The organism is Planococcus chinensis (genome assembly GCF_020071995.1).
Taxonomy (GTDB): Bacteria; Bacillota; Bacilli; order Bacillales_A; family Planococcaceae; genus Planococcus; species Planococcus chinensis_A.
This window is the reverse complement of sequence record NZ_JABWTK010000001.1, coordinates 330,964-346,753: the sequence shown is the minus strand read 5'-3', so window position 1 is coordinate 346,753 and position 15,790 is coordinate 330,964. Positions and strand designations below refer to the sequence as shown.

Below are 15,790 nucleotides of genomic sequence, written 5' to 3'. Positions count from 1 at the left end.
CATATTCTGAATGTGATTGTTCGAAAGGAGCCCAGTATGAAAACTACACTTCAGCAGCAACAAAAACTGAATATCGCTATGACTCCTGAGCTAAGGCAGGCGATTGAACTGCTGCAGTATTCAACTGCCGAGCTTGAACATTATATCCGGGAACAGGAAATAGAAAACCCGCTCATTGAATTGAAGGAAAAGGAGAATCGAGACCTTAGTACAACAGAATCCCTTCGCTCCTATCCTGCTCGGCAAAGCGCAGAATGGCCGCTTGAAGCACTTGTCGGCAACGAGGAAATCACAAGAGACTCTTTGTACAGCAGCGCTAAACTTATTTACTCTGATAAATCCACGCAAAAGCTATTGAAGTTTCTAATCTATAATCTGGATGACAACGGCTATCTGGATTTGTCCGGACAGCCTGTCCCGTTCAGCAAAGACCAGATTGAAGCAGGCATCCTTCTCCTCCAAAAAGCAGGGCCGACAGGGATAGGTGCCAGAGATTTAAAAGAATGCCTGCTGCTGCAGCTCCAAAACTTGCACCCTGAAGAAACTGCTGCAAAAAAGCTGGTGGAGCAATACTTGGATTTGCTAGCCGAACGAAAATGGAAAGAGATATCTTTAAAGATGAAGATTTCCTTAGAGGAAATTAAGAAAATTCATCAGTTGATTCGGACACTTCATCCAAAGCCTTGTACTTTCCTTGGCGCATTCACTCTGGAATACGTGATACCGGATATTATTGTGGCAACTATGAATGGCCAACTCACTTTCAAACTGAATGACAGCCATCTCCCGGATATCCAGATGAACAGTTTCTATTCGCCGGTTCATCGCCCAAAAGATAACGCATCCTCCTACCTCCAGACTCAGTTCCAAAAAGTCCAATGGCTGCTTAACAGTATTGAACAACGGCGTAATACACTCATTAAAATAGTATCTGTCCTTATAAATAGGCAGGAGAAGTTCTTTAAAAACGGTTCCAGCCATTTGAATCCGCTTACACTTAAAGACGTTGCAGAAGAAATCGACATGCACGAATCCACGGTAAGCCGAGCTGTATCAAACAAAGTGGTTCAAACTGCTTTCGGCTCTTTTGAGCTAAAGCAGCTATTTCCTTCCAAACTGACAAACGCTGAAGGTGAAGAAGTGTCCCAGACTTCGGTTAAGTCACTAATACAGGTCTTTATTTCGCACGAAGACAAAGACAAACCGTACTCCGACCAAAAAATTGCCGATTATTTGGCTTTATGCAAAGGCATCCCCATTTCAAGGCGCACCATCAGCAAGTATCGGGAGGAACTGAAAATTCCTGCAGCCAGCAGACGTAAAGAGATATAAATACAGAAAAACCCGCAGATTGATTTTATCATCTTCGGGTTTCATTTTTTCAGTCTCTTCGCCGTTATACCGCCGTCTACCATAAATTCCGAACCTGTGGAATAGGTGGAGTGCTTCAATAAAGCAGCTGGCAAAAAGCCTTTTCCCCACTTAACTGAAAAGGCCCCGATTCTACTATTATTTTTTATATTAGAGTTTTGAATCCAAAGACTTTTGTTGCAGCTTATTGTAATACCGGACACTGGTCATAGCGCCTTCATCCACCATTTCGGCATCGTCAATACCCGAAGGCTTCCCTAAATTCCGGACATATTTGGTGTTTAGTTTTTCTGCGGCTTTGTTCAGCTGCGCTTTTACCTTTTTCCGGTTTTCACTCTTTGAAAGATATGCCGTTCCTGCTACAGCTCCCGCTGCTCCAACTAGCTTAGTGATTTTACCCACTGCTATCAGCTCCTTTCTATCCCTTAATCCACCGCTTTCCTGGCGAAGAGAAAACATCTGCTTTTCACCCGATATTCATTCTTCCTATTCCCTCTTCCTGCAGGAATATGTCTGCAAAGGCAAGATGTCCCTTATAAACTACTTTTAAAAATATAGGGATTGAAGAAGATCCCAGCAACAAGGCATTGCATACAGGAAAAAGGCTCCGGATCCATCTTGGATCTGGAGCCTTTTGTTTATTTACTGCGCCGTCATGCCACCGTCCACCACAAATTCCGAGCCTGTGGAATAGCTGGAGTCGTCCGATGCCAGGAACAGCACCATGTTCGAAACTTCCTCCGACTGGGCCACACGTTTCAACGGGATGTGCTGGGCAAATGCTTCGACAGCCGCTTTTGTGTCTTCCTGCATGATCATCGGTGTCGCGATGACGCCCGGGTGAACCGAATTGACACGGATGCCGTAATGCGCACATTCGATGGCTGCCGCTTTTGTCATGCCGCGCACCGCGAATTTTGTATCGGTGTAGCCGATGGCACCCGCCACCAAACCGTTCATCGATGAAATGTTGACGATCGAACCGCCCCCTGCTTTTTGCATGGATGGGATAATCGCTTTCATGCCAAGAAAGACGGAAACCTGGTTGATGTCGACGATGCGGCGGTATTCTTCTTCCGTCGTCTGTAAAATCGATTTCGCCATCGTAATGCCGGCGTTGTTGACCAACACGTTAACCGGTCCAAATGCTCCTTCCGCTGCTGCGACAACGCTTGCCCAATCCGCTTCGCTTGTGACATTCTGCTTGATGAACAATGCATTGCTGCCCAGTTCCGCAGCAAGTGCCTTTCCTTTTTCTTCGTTCAAGTCCGTCAAAACGACTTTCGCGCCTTCTTTGATGAATTTCTGTGCATGGGCCGCACCCATTCCCTGTGCCGCTCCTGTAATGATGGCAACTTTTCCTTCTAAACGAGCCATGTGTTTTCCTCCTAAAAATTGAATGTGTTAAACTAAAATAAACTACATATGTAAATTTACAGATAAATTTATTGATTGTCCATCTAAATGGTTTGATGTCATAATAAATTCACGAATGCGTTCTTTTCCGGACGATACAGGAGGTTCCCACATGACAAACAGCGAAGACCGGCGTACGATGCGCACCCAAAAAAAGCTGAAAACGGCGCTGCTTACTTTATTGAAGGAAAAAGAACTGAACCGGCTGTCGATCACCGAAGTCACTCAACAAGCGGGATGCAACCGGGTGACGTTCTATTCGCATTACAAAGACTTGCAGGAACTGCTTGCGGCCATTGTGGATGACTACCTGGAAGACCTTCAGACTTATTTCCGCAAAAGCTTCCAGCACCTGGAGCGTTTTTCCTCATCGGATGCAGAGCGCCACCTCCCCATTTTCGAATTCCTCTACCAGAACCAGCGGATCTCCTCACTGGTCATCAAAGGCGAAGTGCTCCCGGGGTCCCAGAACCAGTTCTGCGATAGCCTTTTCCAAGTATCGGAACAATCGCTGCGGCTGGAAGAAGCGAGCGACGTGGAAGTCCCAGCGCTAAATTATTTCATGACTTACGGCAGCCTCGGTTTTTTTCTTCACTGGATCAACGAGGGCTTTAAAGAAGAACCGTTGACGATGGCCCGGAAAATGGCCGCTCTGCACGGGAAAATGTATGGCGGTGCTGTGGTTATTGAGGAGTAAATGTTCATAGACAGGAAAAAACCCGCCGCTTCCCCCGGCGGGTACTGGATATGTGGATGATTTTTCACTAAAACGGGGATAACTTTGCCGTTTCGTCATTCTTTACGACTTATCCACATGTGGATAAAAAATAAACGCATTTCCTCTTTTCTATACACAGCTTATTAAACAAAAACCCGGAGCTGAGTGCTCCGGGTTTTCTATTTTGACACCTTCAATTCGTTCAACCGGTCAATCAATTCACTAAGCGGCATATCCGCCATAGATTCGAGCCGGTGTTCGACTTCGCAGAAATCCATCGTGTGGGTCACTTCATTCGGCACAATGACGCAGCCCATGCCGGCGCGTTTCGCCGCAAGCGAACCGTTTGCCGAATCTTCAAATGCTACACATTCCTCCGGTTCGAGCCTCAGGCACTCCGCCGCTTTTACGTACAACGCGGGATCCGGCTTCACAATTTCCACATCGTCGGAAGTCCGAATGCAGTCGAAGTAGTAGAACAAGCCCAGGTTCTTCAGATGCTTAGACACCCATGCGTAATCAGAGCTGGATGCCAGCGCGACCTTAAGACCAAGCTCTTTTGCCGCCTTCAAATAGTCCTCCACGCCGTCCCTTGCTTTTTCCTCGGCAAGTTTCACGTGGAACTTTTCCTTCAGTTGCTGCTGCAGATGTTTGTGCTCGATTTCTTCTTCAATCATCTCTTCGAGGTAGTGGAAAGGCGAAAAGCCGGTCTGCGTCCCGATCTCTTGCTGCCAGCGCTCAATCGGCAGTTCGCTGCCGTATTCCGCAAATATGTCCTGCAGCACTCGGTAATGATGGGTCTCGGTATCGAGTATGAGTCCGTCAAAATCGAAAATAATTCCTTTGATCATGGTGCAACTTCCTTTCAACTTCAATAATTGATTAAAAAAGCACCGGATAGAGGCACTCTGCTATTCTGTGTAATCCGCTTCAATATAGAATTTCACCCGGTCACCGACCATATAGTACTTAGAATAATGGACAGGCATTTCATTCGGGCCGAAGATAATTTTCTTGACCAGAATAACTGTTGAGGTTTTATTGATTCCCAGATGCCCACAAAGTTCAGTTGTCGGATGGACATATTCAATCTCTTTTTTCACTTTTGTAAAAGGCACTTTGAATTTCTCGCGAATCAGCTTGAACGTAGATACACTGTCGTCCAACAGTTCATAAATGCCCGGATATACGTCCAGCGGCAAATAAGCATAATCAACACTGAAAGGGCCTTCTGCATCTTTCACAAGGCGCACCAGCTCTACAAATTTGGTTTGCTCATGCGAAAAGACTTTCGAGAGATCGGCGTCGCTGCTAATGATCTGCTTGTGCAAAATTTCTTTTTCGATATTGTTTTCTTCTGTTGACAAGCCTTCTGTAAATCCTTTCAAATTCAGCAAATGAAGGTCTTTTTTGGACGCACGAACGAATGTCCCTTTGCCGCGAATTACCTCAATAATGCCTTCTTCCCCGAGTTCTTTAATCGCTCTGCGGATGGTAATGCGGCTGACATCGAAGCGTTCACACAGTTCCGATTCGTTGGGGATCTTGTCTCCGGCTTTCAAGTTATTGGTTTTGATCAATTCCTTGATGCCAGCCTTTATCTGCTCGTATAACAATATTGGGCTATCCAAATTTATGCTGTCTCGATTCATCGCTCAGACTCCCCCTATACTTAAATTTTGATTTTTCCATTGTTTTTACTGTACATGAGGAGCAGTTCTAAAACAAATTTTTAGAATTCTTTTGGATAGCCAAACCCGCCATAAACTCCGCATGTCGTCTCCGCGGATTTCGTCGCTTTTTTTATCGCCTCTTCCATACTTGCTCCGTTTATATAATTCACTAAAAACCCGCCGATTAAACTGTCACCGGCGCCCATCGTATCCAGAACTGGAATTTTTGTCAGTTTCTGCTCGAAAATTTTATTTTGATCGATAAACAAAGCCGGTTCGCTCCCTCTTGTTAATGCGGCCGCTTTAAAATTCAAGCCCTTCAGTCTTTCAATGAACCAGTTCAATTCTTCTTCCGGCAAATCTGCTGCCGAAAAAAAAGCATATTGTATATAAGGAGCGATTTTTTCAATATAGTCCATTTCCAAATGATTTGAGAAGTCATAAGAAATGTCAATTACTCCCGCAAGCTTAGCTAATTCACTTTCCATTGAAGAATAGCAGCTCACATGGCACACATCGAAGCCTTTGATATAGTCAAGATCCTCGTCAATCAGCTGTAGTTTCAACCGGCGCTGAACCGTATTTTTCGCCCCACTTACAAACACCCGATCGCCATCTTCTGTCAGTGCAACCCCCGGTTGGCCGCTGATCCCTTCCGCTGTCCGGGCCAGTTCGAAATTGATCCCTTCTTCCTTCAGCGCGTATTTAATGTGCGCCGCTTTATCATCGGTTGCAAATATTCCGATATACGCAGATTCCTCCGCCCCATTTTTCCGGGCATTGACGGCAACGTTGACGCAGTTGCCTCCCGGATAGTATTTTTTCTGGTCCAAATAACAATCCACCACATTATCTCCCACAGCAATCAATTTCATCCCAAATTCCTCCTCTTATCCTTTCACAGATCCTTCCGACAATCCTCTCACTAAATACCGCTGCAAGAACACCAGCAGAATCACCATTGGAATGGTCGCAATTACCATTCCCGCAAGCAATACTCCCCAATCAGTTCTGAGCGCATCCCTGAAGTTCATCAGGCCTGACGGAATTGTCTTCAATACATCCGAATCAATAAAGACTGTAGCAAACATGAATTCATTCCAGGCAAAGTATGCCGTCAAAACAATCGTCGTCACGATGATCGGAATCGACAACGGTAGATAAATACGGGCATAGATGCCAAACTCACTGCAGCCATCGATGATCGCCGACTCTTCCAGTTCTTTCGGGATGCTCAGAAAGAATGCCCGAATCAGGATGATTGTCAGCGGCAGCCGATATGCCACATATGTCAGAATCAGCGCCCAATGTGTATTAATCAAATTTAGCCACGTCAATAGTTCAAACAACGGAATCAATGCGACCTGAGGATTCATCATGATGCCACCGATAGTAAAAATCAGCGCCACGTCAATCCAGCGTGATTTGTAACGTGACAGTGTAAACGCTGCCATCGAGCCGATCATGACGACCAGCACAATCGTCGCCAATGTTACGAAGAGACTGTTAAAAAAGTATCCAGAGATCCCCATCGACCAGGCCGTTGCATAGTTCTCGAAATGCCAGACGGAAGGCAGACCCCATACATTGTTATAAATCTCATCATAACTTTTTAACGAAGAAACAACCATCCAGAAAAGTGGATAAAGGATGACAAAAGCAAACAGCAATAGGCCGAGAAGAACCATGTTTTTCGTCACTTTGCCCTGAAGGCTGGTTTTCAAGGCGGTTTTGGCTTTTTTTGTAGGCCGCTCCTTGTTAACCATTTTTTCGGGCGCAAGCATATCGACTTTGATATTTTCATTTGTTTTTGTCATCCTACTCATCCTTTCCGGTTCCGGAAACCTTGATTTGAATCAGGGCAAAAATCGCAGTAACAACAAAGATCAGCGTAGCAACAGCCGATGCATAACCCATATTGTCTTTAAAGAACCCTTGCTGATACATATAAACCGACATGGTCATCGAGCTTGTGCCCGGACCGCCGTTGGTCAAGATATATGGTTCGTTGAAAACAAGCATCGAGCCTGTAATGGTAATCAGCATATTGACGAAAAGCGTTTCTTTTACCTGCGGAACCGTGATGCTGAAAAACTGACGGATCTTTCCGGCACCATCTATGTCAGCCGCCTCGTACAATTCTTTCGGAATTTTTTGGATCGCTACGATAAACAGCATCGTGATAAAGCCGATGCTCTGCCATTGCGACATCGCAATGACCGCATAAATCGAGGTCGTCGCATTCCCGAGCCAAGGCACAGCCAAATTTCCTAAGCCAATCAGCTCCAAAAAGCTGTTCAAAAGCCCCATTTGAGGATTGTAGATGAAATTGAAAAGCAGCGCGATGACCGAAATTGAAATCATTACCGGTATGAAATAGACAACCCGCAGCATCGGTGCAATCCGGCGGAACAGCTTGTCTTCAAGGATCGTCGCGAGAACCAGCGCGAAGGCCACTTGGAAAACCACTGAGATGATAGCGTACTTGATGTTGTTGATCAATGCCGTCATGACGATCTTATCCCCAAACAACTGTTCAAAAGCAGAGAAACCAACAAACTCTTTGGTCGGAGAAAATACACTAAAGTCAAAGAAACTGTTATAGAAGTTTTGAATGAGTGGCATATAGATGAAGATGCCTAAAAACAAGAGGCTGGGCAATATGAATAAGATTGGGACAATCCGGTTTCTTCTAGCAATCATACCTGCACCTTCTTTCATTTTAATAAGTCCTAATATTCAAGTGAACATTAGGACTTATCCAGTTCTGCACTGTTGCTATTTCTGATTTTGTGCTTCTTGCTGCGCTTCTTTCAAGATATCCTCAGGGGTTGTCTGTCCTGTAGCCAAGCTTTGTCCGCCACGCATAAAGACATCCGCTACGTTGATATTGACTGCATTGTCGAACCATGGTGCTGTCGAAGTGGCATTGGTGATCAATTCGTATGCCTCAAGGCTTGCCGGATTAACGTTTTCTTCTGTGACCGCCCCTTCAATGGCGTTCAGCTGGCCGTCTGTTTTCGTGAAGTCGGCAGCCGTTTCTTCCGAAGTCAGGAATTTCAGGAAGTCGATCGTTTCTTCCGGTGCGTTTTTGCTGACCATCCAGCCTTCCGGTGCGCCGGTAAGTGCTGTCGGATCGCCTTTTGCCCCTTCAACTTCCGGGAAATCGAAGAATCCGAATTCCACATCTCCCGCTTCCTCGACCATTTTGATTTCCGCGAATTGCATGTACAAGACCGGCACTTCACCGGCAGCAAACATATTGCGCGCCGCCTCGTGGTCGATTGCCGTGGAGACTTCGCCCATATAGCCCGTCAGTTCCTCAAAGATTTCAAGTCCCTGCACATAGCCTTCATCCGTGAATTCGGCCGTTTCGGCATTATAGTCTTTTTCCAATACAGCCGGGTCCACGACACGTTCGAAAATCGTACCGAGGTAATGCGAGATCGCCCAAGTGTTCGTCAAGCCTTCCACCAGCGGCTCTTTATAGCCCGCATCCTGCAACTGATCCAGTGCTGCAATCAGCTCATCGTAAGTTTTCGGCACTGCAATATTGTGCTCTTCAAAAATCGCCTTATTATAGAAGAACGCTTTGCCGTCCACCGTGAACGGAACGCCGTAAGTCGTGTCATCAAAGGTAAAACCGCCAAACTGGGAATCGATGATTTTCGATGACCATTCTTCATCTTCTTTGATGACATCATTCAATGGCATGATGCGCTCGGAAGAAACCAGGTTCTGAGCGAATGAATCCGACCAGGCCGTGAAGATATCCGGCAATTTGTCGCTGGAAACCAAGACGCGAATCTTTTCTTTGTAAGCATCGTTCAGCACATAGTCTACATTAATGTGGACATCGGGATTCTGCTCCATGTATTCCTTAATCTTTTCATCATAGAAGGATTTTCTCGGTTCGTTCGGCCACCTGTGGAAAAAGTCGATTTCGGTTTTCCCATCTGCACTGGCGTTTTGTTTCTCACCTGAACTGCATGCACCCAACATCGTCGAAAGCAGAAGCAACAAAATCGAAAAGAACAGTGTTTTCTTCATTTCGTATCCCCTTTCTTATGAACCCCGCTTGTTTTTAGTAATCCATTTTCCACATATATCTTCTGACGGATAACGGATGGCCCGTGTGTTCAGCCAAGGCATCCGCATACAGGCGAAGAACCGAACCTGTCAGTGCCGGACCGAAATATTCTTTCAAGTCTTCATCGATGCCGCCGTAATTCAAGGTTTCAATGTCGACCACTTCCACTTTGTCACTGAATTTCTGTACGAAATCCAATGCGCGTTCATCAAGCGGGCGGCTCGCTCCGTCGCCTTTTACAACCAGGAACGGCACATCGTAATCTGTGATTTCAAATGGCCCGTGGAAGAACTCGCCTGAATGGATGGCATTAGAGTGGATCCACAGCATTTCCATCAACAGGCAGCTCGTGAACGAGTATGCATGGTGGATGTATGCGCCGCTTGCCATTGTGTAGATGATTTTTTCACGTTTGTTCTTTTTGCCGAATTCGTTCGCCGCATCTGCAAACTGCTCGACGTTTTTCTCGATCAGTTCGCCAACTTTCGGCAATTGATCAACCACGCGTTTGTATTTCTCATTCGGTGCCAATACGTTCAGCACTTCGAAGATTAAGGTATAGAAAATGCCGACTTCGCCGTCAATGGCATCTGAACCGTCTTTATAGTTGTAGTGCACGATGTGTTCCGCAGCCTGGCATAATGGAGACTCCGCTTCCATGGAAATGGACACCGTCAACGCACCTTTTTCACGGGCGAAACTTGCCGCTTCCACCGTTTCAGGAGTCGTGCCTGAGTGCGAACGCAGGATCACCAGCGTGTTTTCGCCGACACCTTTTGGATTGCGATGGATAAATTCATTTGCTGTGTAAACGAAGCTTGGAACTTCTGTTTCTTTGCTAATGAAATATTCCCCGAAAGACAGTGAAGCCATTGAACCGCCGCATGCTACGAAGTAGACATTTTTGATATCGCGAGCCTTAACTGCTTCAACGACACCTGTAATCTGCGCCGCATGTTCCGGTTTCATTGCTACTTCTTTTGATTCTTTAATAATTCCGCCTACTACTTCTTCGATTAATGTGCCTTGATCCTGTTTCATTTCAACACCTCCAAAATTTATAACGTCATATGACGTTATATTATTGAGTATTATATGCTATAGTATTTTAAATAGTCAATATAATTTGATAATTTAATTTATTTTATTTTTTCGAGCAAATGTGACAGAGCGCTTCCTGTAGATTTACCGGCTTTTTACCGCAGTACAGTTTCTTAAATATAGATGTATAAGAAAAGAAATGCCTATAACTCCAATAAAGAGAGGTGTTCAATATGGAAAAAGAATTGTTCTCTCTATTTCCTTCTTGTGAAATGTTCACGGAATATCCAGCAAAACCGGTGCAAGGATTTTACGTTTTCCAGCAAGCCGAAAAAGGCCGTTGGTTCAAAATCCATAAAAAAGATGTCAGCACACGTGACTACGCTCTATTAACTATGCTGTTCACGGAAATAAGACCGGAAGCGGACGCTCCTTCCGTCTCAAGAAGATGGCTGTCTTACTTGGAGAGCGACGGAGAACCGCCAGTGCCTTTCAAAACAGACATCCGGATCATCCAATTGTACTTCGGCGAGCAATTGATAGAACAAACGGAACTTCAAGAAGCAAGCTGCGCATTTTTTGGAAAAGCCGTGCAGCTGGTGTTCGCATCTCCACATGAAGCTTTATTGATTGAAGTAAAAACGTGTGCAGCTCACGAGCCGGAAAGTTTTTCTTCTTATATGAGCGCTTTGGAAAGTGATTTCTATATCAAGGCGAAAATGTATATCGGCAAATTCCAGCCTGCCGACTCCCGCTTTCCTGCCCACTTCGCAACAGAAAAAGAATGGTTCCGAAAATCGCTGGCGAACGGAAGTGCGGAGCACATCTATACAATGGAGAATCTTTTTCCGCTGCATTTAATTGAGCAAATGCCCAGTGATATGAAAGAAATCCTAGTTAAAGAAGTGCTCACACCGCTTAGTTACGACCAGGAAATTCTGGAGACGGTGCGCACCTTTTTCGAAAACGGATTTAATGCTTCCGTCGCATCGAAAAAGCTCTACATCCACCGCAATACATTGCAGTATCGCTTGAACAAATTCCAAGAAATCACCGGCATTTCGCTTAAAGATTTCAACGGTGCACTTGTCGCTTATTGTGCCAGCATACTGTCAAAAGAACCTGAGGCATAAAAAATGCACAAAAAAGGTACCGGATCTTTGTGCATGTTTGCCATAACCAAATGGACGGTGCTGTAGTATTGTGTGTTTTATCATCAAATCACTGAAAGAATCTGGAGGGGATTGGAATGGCAGGATTGAATTTGACGAATATTAAGAAGGTATACGATAAAGGTGTGGTGTCCGTACAAGACTTCAACCTGGAGATCCGGGATAAGGAATTTCTCGTGCTCGTCGGGCCGTCAGGCTGCGGGAAATCAACGACGCTGCGGATGATTGCAGGACTTGAAGACATTTCCGAAGGCGATTTGTATATCGGCGAAAAACGGGTGAACGACGTGTCGCCGAAAGACCGCGACATTGCGATGGTATTCCAGAACTATGCCTTGTATCCGCATATGAACGTCTACGACAATATGGCATTCGGCTTGAAGCTGCGCAAATTCAAAAAAGACGAAATCAAAGAACGTGTCGACAACGCCGCCAAGATTCTCGGGCTTGACGATTACCTCTACCGCAAACCGAAGGCACTGTCCGGCGGCCAGCGCCAACGTGTGGCATTAGGACGTGCCATCGTCCGAGACGCCGAAGTATTCCTGATGGATGAGCCGCTGTCGAACCTGGACGCCAAACTCCGCGTCCAGATGCGTGCGGAAATCCAGAAACTGCATCGCCGGCTACAGACGACAACGATTTACGTGACGCATGATCAGACGGAAGCCATGACCATGGCAACACGCCTTGTCGTCATGAAAGACGGGCTGATTCAGCAGGTCGGCACACCAAAAGAAGTGTATGACGAGCCAAACAATATGTTTGTCGGCGGTTTCCTCGGCTCGCCGTCCATGAATTTTCTAAATGGGCGCCTCGTTGGCGAAAAGTTCGTGATGGGCGATGTCCAAGTGAAAGTGCCGGAAAGCAAACTCGCGGTTCTGCGTGAACAAGGATATGACAGCAAAGAAGTTGTACTCGGCATCCGTCCAGAAGACATCCACGATGAACCGCTCTTTATCCAGCATTCCCCGCAGACAAAAATTCAGGCAGGTGTCGATGTCGCGGAGTTGATGGGCGCGGAAATTATCCTGTACTCGAAATTGAACGGACAAGATATTGTTGCCCGTGTCGATGCACGCTTTAACGTCGAAGCTGGACAAACCCTTGATATGGCATTCGATATGGAGAAAGTGCATTTCTTTGATAAGGAAACGGAACTGCGGATCAAGTAAAAAGGGGCCGGGTATATACATTTTTCCACTAGCCGTATTTATGGATGCGGCTTTTTGCAATTCCTTCTCTTTTTGTCCACATGTGGACAAGTCTTCTAAAGAAATCTTCTTTATCCACACTCCAATGTATTAAAAGTGAATAAATTCCTTCGCTCCCCCACTTCCTGTATGATGAAAAAAAGGAGTGATGACATGATTTTCCTCATTATCTGGCTTCTCCTGATCGGCTATGCCATGTTCTTGGCCCCGCCCGGCGAAAGTCCGGATCCCGTATTTTCAAAAATCCTGAGCGGCGATTGGGGCGGCATCGATCCGCTCGTATTCGCAGTCTTCAATTCGCTCGGCCTGTTTCCGCTCGTCTTTCTAACTATTCTTCTCTTGCACGACCGGCAGAAGTGGCCGGCATGGCCATTCGCTCTTCTGTCGCTCGGGACCGGTGCATTCTCGCTGCTGCCTTATTTCGCATTCGGCGACCGGCCGGCGAAAAACCGGGCCCGCATCCGCATACCGGGCTGGCTTGTGCGTTTCCTGTCTTCGCGCTTCTGGCTCATCGTCCTGATGGTGATGTGGATCGGCAATCTGTTGACCCTGCTGCAAGGGTTCTCGCTCGCAGCTTACCGGGACGCCTACTTCGCTTCCGGCCTCGTGTCTGTCATGACCGTCGACTGGTTTGTGCTGTGGGGCTTGTCCGTCTACGCTACATACCGCTACTTCCCTAACGCGAAAGCTAAAGGCTTGGCGTGGATTCCGATTCTCGGGCCGGTGCTCGTGATGTGGGTCAACCGGAAGGATTTGCCGGCAAAATAAAAGCAGGACAAATCAGTAAGGAGCTCACATACTTGTGAGCTCCTTTTCGTATAAGTGACTGGCGCTGAGATTTATCAATAAATCCTGTATGTGCTCCCGCTTCTTCAAAACAGCAGCCAAACGTTCTCTTCACTGTTCCGCTGCATCATCGCTAAGAACATACGGATCACAGCTGCTGGGCATTCCGCTTTCAAAACCGGCCATGAACGCGGCCGTTCGCTCGGCTGGCGTGCCATGGTCCTCGTCACCGATCCCTTCAAATTGACCGGCACCGGATAAAGTCTCCATTGCTTGTTCAACGACAACCGGCTCCAACAATTCAGGGTCATAAGCCGAGTAAGCCCATACGCCGGTCAGACAATCCGCATTCAGTTCCGTCCTTTTAACGGGCACCAGCCTTTCCTGATCCGCTTGAGAGGACAGCCACCCCCATTCGCCCTGCAGCGAATGGGCGTACACATGAGCCATGGCAGCCGCTACTGCAAAATTTCCAGCGGCAGCGCCGGCTTCCGGATCCTCATTCAATGCCACTAAGCTTTCCCAGATTTCCATCGCCAGCTCATTCGCAAAAACGATCGCATCGTCCTCTGCACAATAGAAGGCATCTTCCGGACCGGTAGTCCCCGTAGAGACGCAACTGCTTGTTTCCGTTTCACCGGCATACGGCAGGCTGTAATCGACAACCGGCATATTGTGGCCTCCCTGAACCATCAACTCCGCCCACAAGTTATGGACATTATTGATAACCAGATCAAGAAAGCTGGTCATGGCTGCACTGCTTTTATCCGCCGTATAACCATAGTCCACTGATTCTCCAGGTCCCGCTGCCGGCGCTTTTGGCAGTTCCATCATTTCAAGCTCCCCGCTTTCTCCCTCCGTTTGCTGTCCGGCATTTTCGGCAGTCGACGTTTCCTGTTCCGGTCCGCATGCCCCCAGCAATAAAACCAACAATGCAACTGCAAGGAAATTGCTATGCTGTTTAGACACGTTAACTTCTCCCTTCCTTAAATTTTTCTTGCTCCTTTGCAACTTAAACTTTCACCTCCGTCTTATGCCGTCCGTATTTTAAAAATTTCAGACTGCATCCGTTGTTCCAGAGAGGCTGCTTCTATGTAAAAACCAGTTTCTTTCCAGTATACTATAATTATCTGATTATTTTGATAAATTCATTATATTTGAGAAACTACTTCAGCTCGCTAGAGGCTTCATTAAAAAATGTACTTCCATCGTTGATCTTTTCCAGCCCCTGCAAAGGAAAAACAGAAAAAGAAGCTTCAAATGGATCGACATTATCCGGTTGAATTTTTCAAAATGTGTTTTTCATTGATTTCACCTCGAACTATCATGAACATACATAAGCGTTAAAACCAGAAGGAGGGATTAGAGTGGATAAATTGATGGAAGGCAAAGCGGGATTGGTGACAGGAGCGGGATCCGGCATCGGACGCGGCAGTGCGCTGGCATTTGCACAGGCAGGCGCAAAAGTGATGGTCTCGGACAAAAATGAGGACAGCGGCATAGAAACGGTGCGCCTGATTCAACAAGCGGGCGGCACCGCAGCCTTCTTCCGCTGCGACGTATCGGAAGAAGACGATGTGAAAGCGTTGGTCGATGCAACAGTGGCTGAATTCGGCCGTTTGGATTTCGCCCATAACAACGCTGGGATCACGGCGAAAGTCGCTCCTATTGCGGAATCCGACAGCGCCGACTTTGACCGGGTCATCAAAACGAATCTGTACGGCACTTATTATTCGATGAAGCATGAAGTGCGGGCCATGCTGAAGACGGGCGGCGGCGCCATCGTCAACACCTCCTCCGGTGCCGGGCTTGAAGGTGTGCAGAACATGATCGACTACGTCGCGTCGAAATTCGGCATCAACGGCATGACGAAAACGGCAGCGCTTGAATACAGCAAGCACGGCATCCGCGTGAACGCCATCTGCCCTGGCCTCACCGCAACGCCTGACGTCGAAAACTGGTTCGCTGCCGCACCGGAACAGGCAAAAGCCATCAAGGCCACACTCCCTTCCGGCAAGCTGGTGACGCCAAACGATTTAGGGAACGCCACAGTGTTCCTTTGTTCGGACTTGGCCGGCCAGATCAACGGCGTTACGCTCCCCGTTGATGGCGGTTTTTCGGTCGGAAAGTTTCAGAGTTGATGCCTGGATTTACGGGAATGGCACTAGAAGGTTCACAACTAAAATGCGACAACGTAAAAATGCTTATGGGCATATCCCGTAAGCATTTTTATTATTTCAAGCAACAATCACCTGAACCAATCTGGCATAAAATATATTTTACTTTAAAAAAATATAAGTTTACTTTAC

At 46.7% G+C, this 15,790-nt stretch carries 16 protein-coding genes; 6 read left to right on the top strand and 10 right to left on the bottom strand.

Going from position 1 to position 15,790, the window contains the following annotated elements; genetic code table 11:
- The first annotated feature begins 36 nt into the window (after positions 1–36).
- Positions 37–1,332 (top strand): RNA polymerase factor sigma-54, encoded by a 1,296-nt coding sequence (gene rpoN / locus HU147_RS01745; RefSeq protein WP_224074597.1) that lies wholly within the window; start codon positions 37–39, stop codon positions 1,330–1,332.
- 189 nt (positions 1,333–1,521) lie between these two features.
- Here the strand turns inward: rpoN and HU147_RS01740 are convergent, their stop codons facing one another.
- A complete protein-coding gene (locus HU147_RS01740; RefSeq protein ID WP_036812068.1) occupies positions 1,522–1,773 on the bottom strand; it encodes a hypothetical protein in 252 nt (83 codons plus the stop codon).
- Positions 1,774–2,013: 240 nt separating this feature from the next.
- Entirely contained in the window at positions 2,014–2,748 is a 735-nt protein-coding gene (locus HU147_RS01735) for a glucose 1-dehydrogenase (RefSeq protein ID WP_224074596.1), read from the bottom strand.
- Positions 2,749–2,899: 151 nt separating this feature from the next.
- Here HU147_RS01735 and HU147_RS01730 point away from each other — a divergent pair, with 151 nt between their 5' ends.
- Positions 2,900–3,484, top strand: coding sequence for a TetR/AcrR family transcriptional regulator (locus HU147_RS01730; protein WP_224074595.1), 585 nt, complete (start codon positions 2,900–2,902; stop codon positions 3,482–3,484).
- Between the two features lie 200 nt (positions 3,485–3,684).
- On the opposite strand, the gene HU147_RS01725 is transcribed toward HU147_RS01730, so the two are convergent.
- The 7 genes from HU147_RS01725 to HU147_RS01695 form a co-directional block, all read right to left on the bottom strand.
- Complete coding sequence (locus HU147_RS01725; protein ID WP_224074594.1) at positions 3,685–4,356, bottom strand: HAD family hydrolase; 672 nt, start codon at positions 4,354–4,356, stop codon at positions 3,685–3,687.
- A 60-nt stretch (positions 4,357–4,416) separates the two neighbouring features.
- Positions 4,417–5,157: a GntR family transcriptional regulator gene (locus tag HU147_RS01720; protein ID WP_224074593.1), complete on the bottom strand. Its 741-nt coding sequence runs from the start codon at positions 5,155–5,157 to the stop codon at positions 4,417–4,419.
- A gap of 80 nt (positions 5,158–5,237) precedes the next feature.
- Positions 5,238–6,053: a PfkB family carbohydrate kinase gene (locus tag HU147_RS01715; protein ID WP_224074592.1), complete on the bottom strand. Its 816-nt coding sequence runs from the start codon at positions 6,051–6,053 to the stop codon at positions 5,238–5,240.
- A 15-nt stretch (positions 6,054–6,068) separates the two neighbouring features.
- The gene (locus tag HU147_RS01710; protein WP_224074863.1) at positions 6,069–6,944 is read right to left on the bottom strand and encodes a carbohydrate ABC transporter permease; all 876 of its coding nucleotides are present in this window, start codon (positions 6,942–6,944) and stop codon (positions 6,069–6,071) included.
- 52 nt (positions 6,945–6,996) lie between these two features.
- Entirely contained in the window at positions 6,997–7,878 is an 882-nt protein-coding gene (locus tag HU147_RS01705; protein ID WP_036812063.1) for a carbohydrate ABC transporter permease, read from the bottom strand.
- A 78-nt stretch (positions 7,879–7,956) separates the two neighbouring features.
- Positions 7,957–9,228 carry an ABC transporter substrate-binding protein gene (locus tag HU147_RS01700; RefSeq protein ID WP_224074591.1) on the bottom strand — a complete coding sequence of 424 codons (1,272 nt, stop codon included), beginning with the start codon at positions 9,226–9,228 and terminating at the stop codon, positions 7,957–7,959.
- Positions 9,229–9,262: 34 nt separating this feature from the next.
- A complete protein-coding gene (locus HU147_RS01695) occupies positions 9,263–10,309 on the bottom strand; it encodes an SIS domain-containing protein (protein WP_224074590.1) in 1,047 nt (348 codons plus the stop codon).
- A gap of 233 nt (positions 10,310–10,542) precedes the next feature.
- Here HU147_RS01695 and HU147_RS01690 point away from each other — a divergent pair, with 233 nt between their 5' ends.
- The 3 genes from HU147_RS01690 to HU147_RS01680 all read left to right on the top strand — a co-directional run bounded on the left by HU147_RS01690 (position 10,543) and on the right by HU147_RS01680 (position 13,463).
- Positions 10,543–11,442 carry a PucR family transcriptional regulator gene (locus HU147_RS01690; RefSeq protein ID WP_224074589.1) on the top strand — a complete coding sequence of 300 codons (900 nt, stop codon included), beginning with the start codon at positions 10,543–10,545 and terminating at the stop codon, positions 11,440–11,442.
- 116 nt (positions 11,443–11,558) lie between these two features.
- Positions 11,559–12,656 (top strand): ABC transporter ATP-binding protein, encoded by a 1,098-nt coding sequence (locus HU147_RS01685; RefSeq protein WP_224074588.1) that lies wholly within the window; start codon positions 11,559–11,561, stop codon positions 12,654–12,656.
- 192 nt (positions 12,657–12,848) lie between these two features.
- On the top strand, positions 12,849–13,463 hold the full coding sequence (locus HU147_RS01680; protein WP_224074587.1) for a hypothetical protein: 615 nt from the start codon (positions 12,849–12,851) through the stop codon (positions 13,461–13,463).
- Positions 13,464–13,592: 129 nt separating this feature from the next.
- Here HU147_RS01680 and HU147_RS01675 read toward each other — a convergent pair whose 3' ends face one another.
- The gene (locus HU147_RS01675; protein WP_224074586.1) at positions 13,593–14,450 is read right to left on the bottom strand and encodes a neutral zinc metallopeptidase; all 858 of its coding nucleotides are present in this window, start codon (positions 14,448–14,450) and stop codon (positions 13,593–13,595) included.
- 398 nt (positions 14,451–14,848) lie between these two features.
- Between HU147_RS01675 and HU147_RS01670 the strand changes: the two genes are divergently transcribed.
- Complete coding sequence (locus tag HU147_RS01670; protein ID WP_224074585.1) at positions 14,849–15,622, top strand: SDR family NAD(P)-dependent oxidoreductase; 774 nt, start codon at positions 14,849–14,851, stop codon at positions 15,620–15,622.
- The last annotated feature ends 168 nt before the right edge of the window (positions 15,623–15,790 follow it).

Excerpts from the sequence above, each read along its gene's own strand:
- rpoN (WP_224074597.1), top strand. The coding sequence starts at position 37 with ATGAAAACTACACTTCAGCAGCAACAAAAACTGAATATCGCTATGACT.
- HU147_RS01735 (WP_224074596.1), bottom strand. The coding sequence starts at position 2,748 with ATGGCTCGTTTAGAAGGAAAAGTTGCCATCATTACAGGAGCGGCACAG.
- HU147_RS01730 (WP_224074595.1), top strand. The coding sequence starts at position 2,900 with ATGACAAACAGCGAAGACCGGCGTACGATGCGCACCCAAAAAAAGCTG.
- HU147_RS01725 (WP_224074594.1), bottom strand. The coding sequence starts at position 4,356 with ATGATCAAAGGAATTATTTTCGATTTTGACGGACTCATACTCGATACC.
- HU147_RS01720 (WP_224074593.1), bottom strand. The coding sequence starts at position 5,157 with ATGAATCGAGACAGCATAAATTTGGATAGCCCAATATTGTTATACGAG.
- HU147_RS01715 (WP_224074592.1), bottom strand. The coding sequence starts at position 6,053 with ATGAAATTGATTGCTGTGGGAGATAATGTGGTGGATTGTTATTTGGAC.
- HU147_RS01710 (WP_224074863.1), bottom strand. The coding sequence starts at position 6,944 with ATGGTTAACAAGGAGCGGCCTACAAAAAAAGCCAAAACCGCCTTGAAA.
- HU147_RS01700 (WP_224074591.1), bottom strand. The coding sequence starts at position 9,228 with ATGAAGAAAACACTGTTCTTTTCGATTTTGTTGCTTCTGCTTTCGACG.
- HU147_RS01695 (WP_224074590.1), bottom strand. The coding sequence starts at position 10,309 with ATGAAACAGGATCAAGGCACATTAATCGAAGAAGTAGTAGGCGGAATT.
- HU147_RS01690 (WP_224074589.1), top strand. The coding sequence starts at position 10,543 with ATGGAAAAAGAATTGTTCTCTCTATTTCCTTCTTGTGAAATGTTCACG.
- HU147_RS01685 (WP_224074588.1), top strand. The coding sequence starts at position 11,559 with ATGGCAGGATTGAATTTGACGAATATTAAGAAGGTATACGATAAAGGT.
- HU147_RS01680 (WP_224074587.1), top strand. The coding sequence starts at position 12,849 with ATGATTTTCCTCATTATCTGGCTTCTCCTGATCGGCTATGCCATGTTC.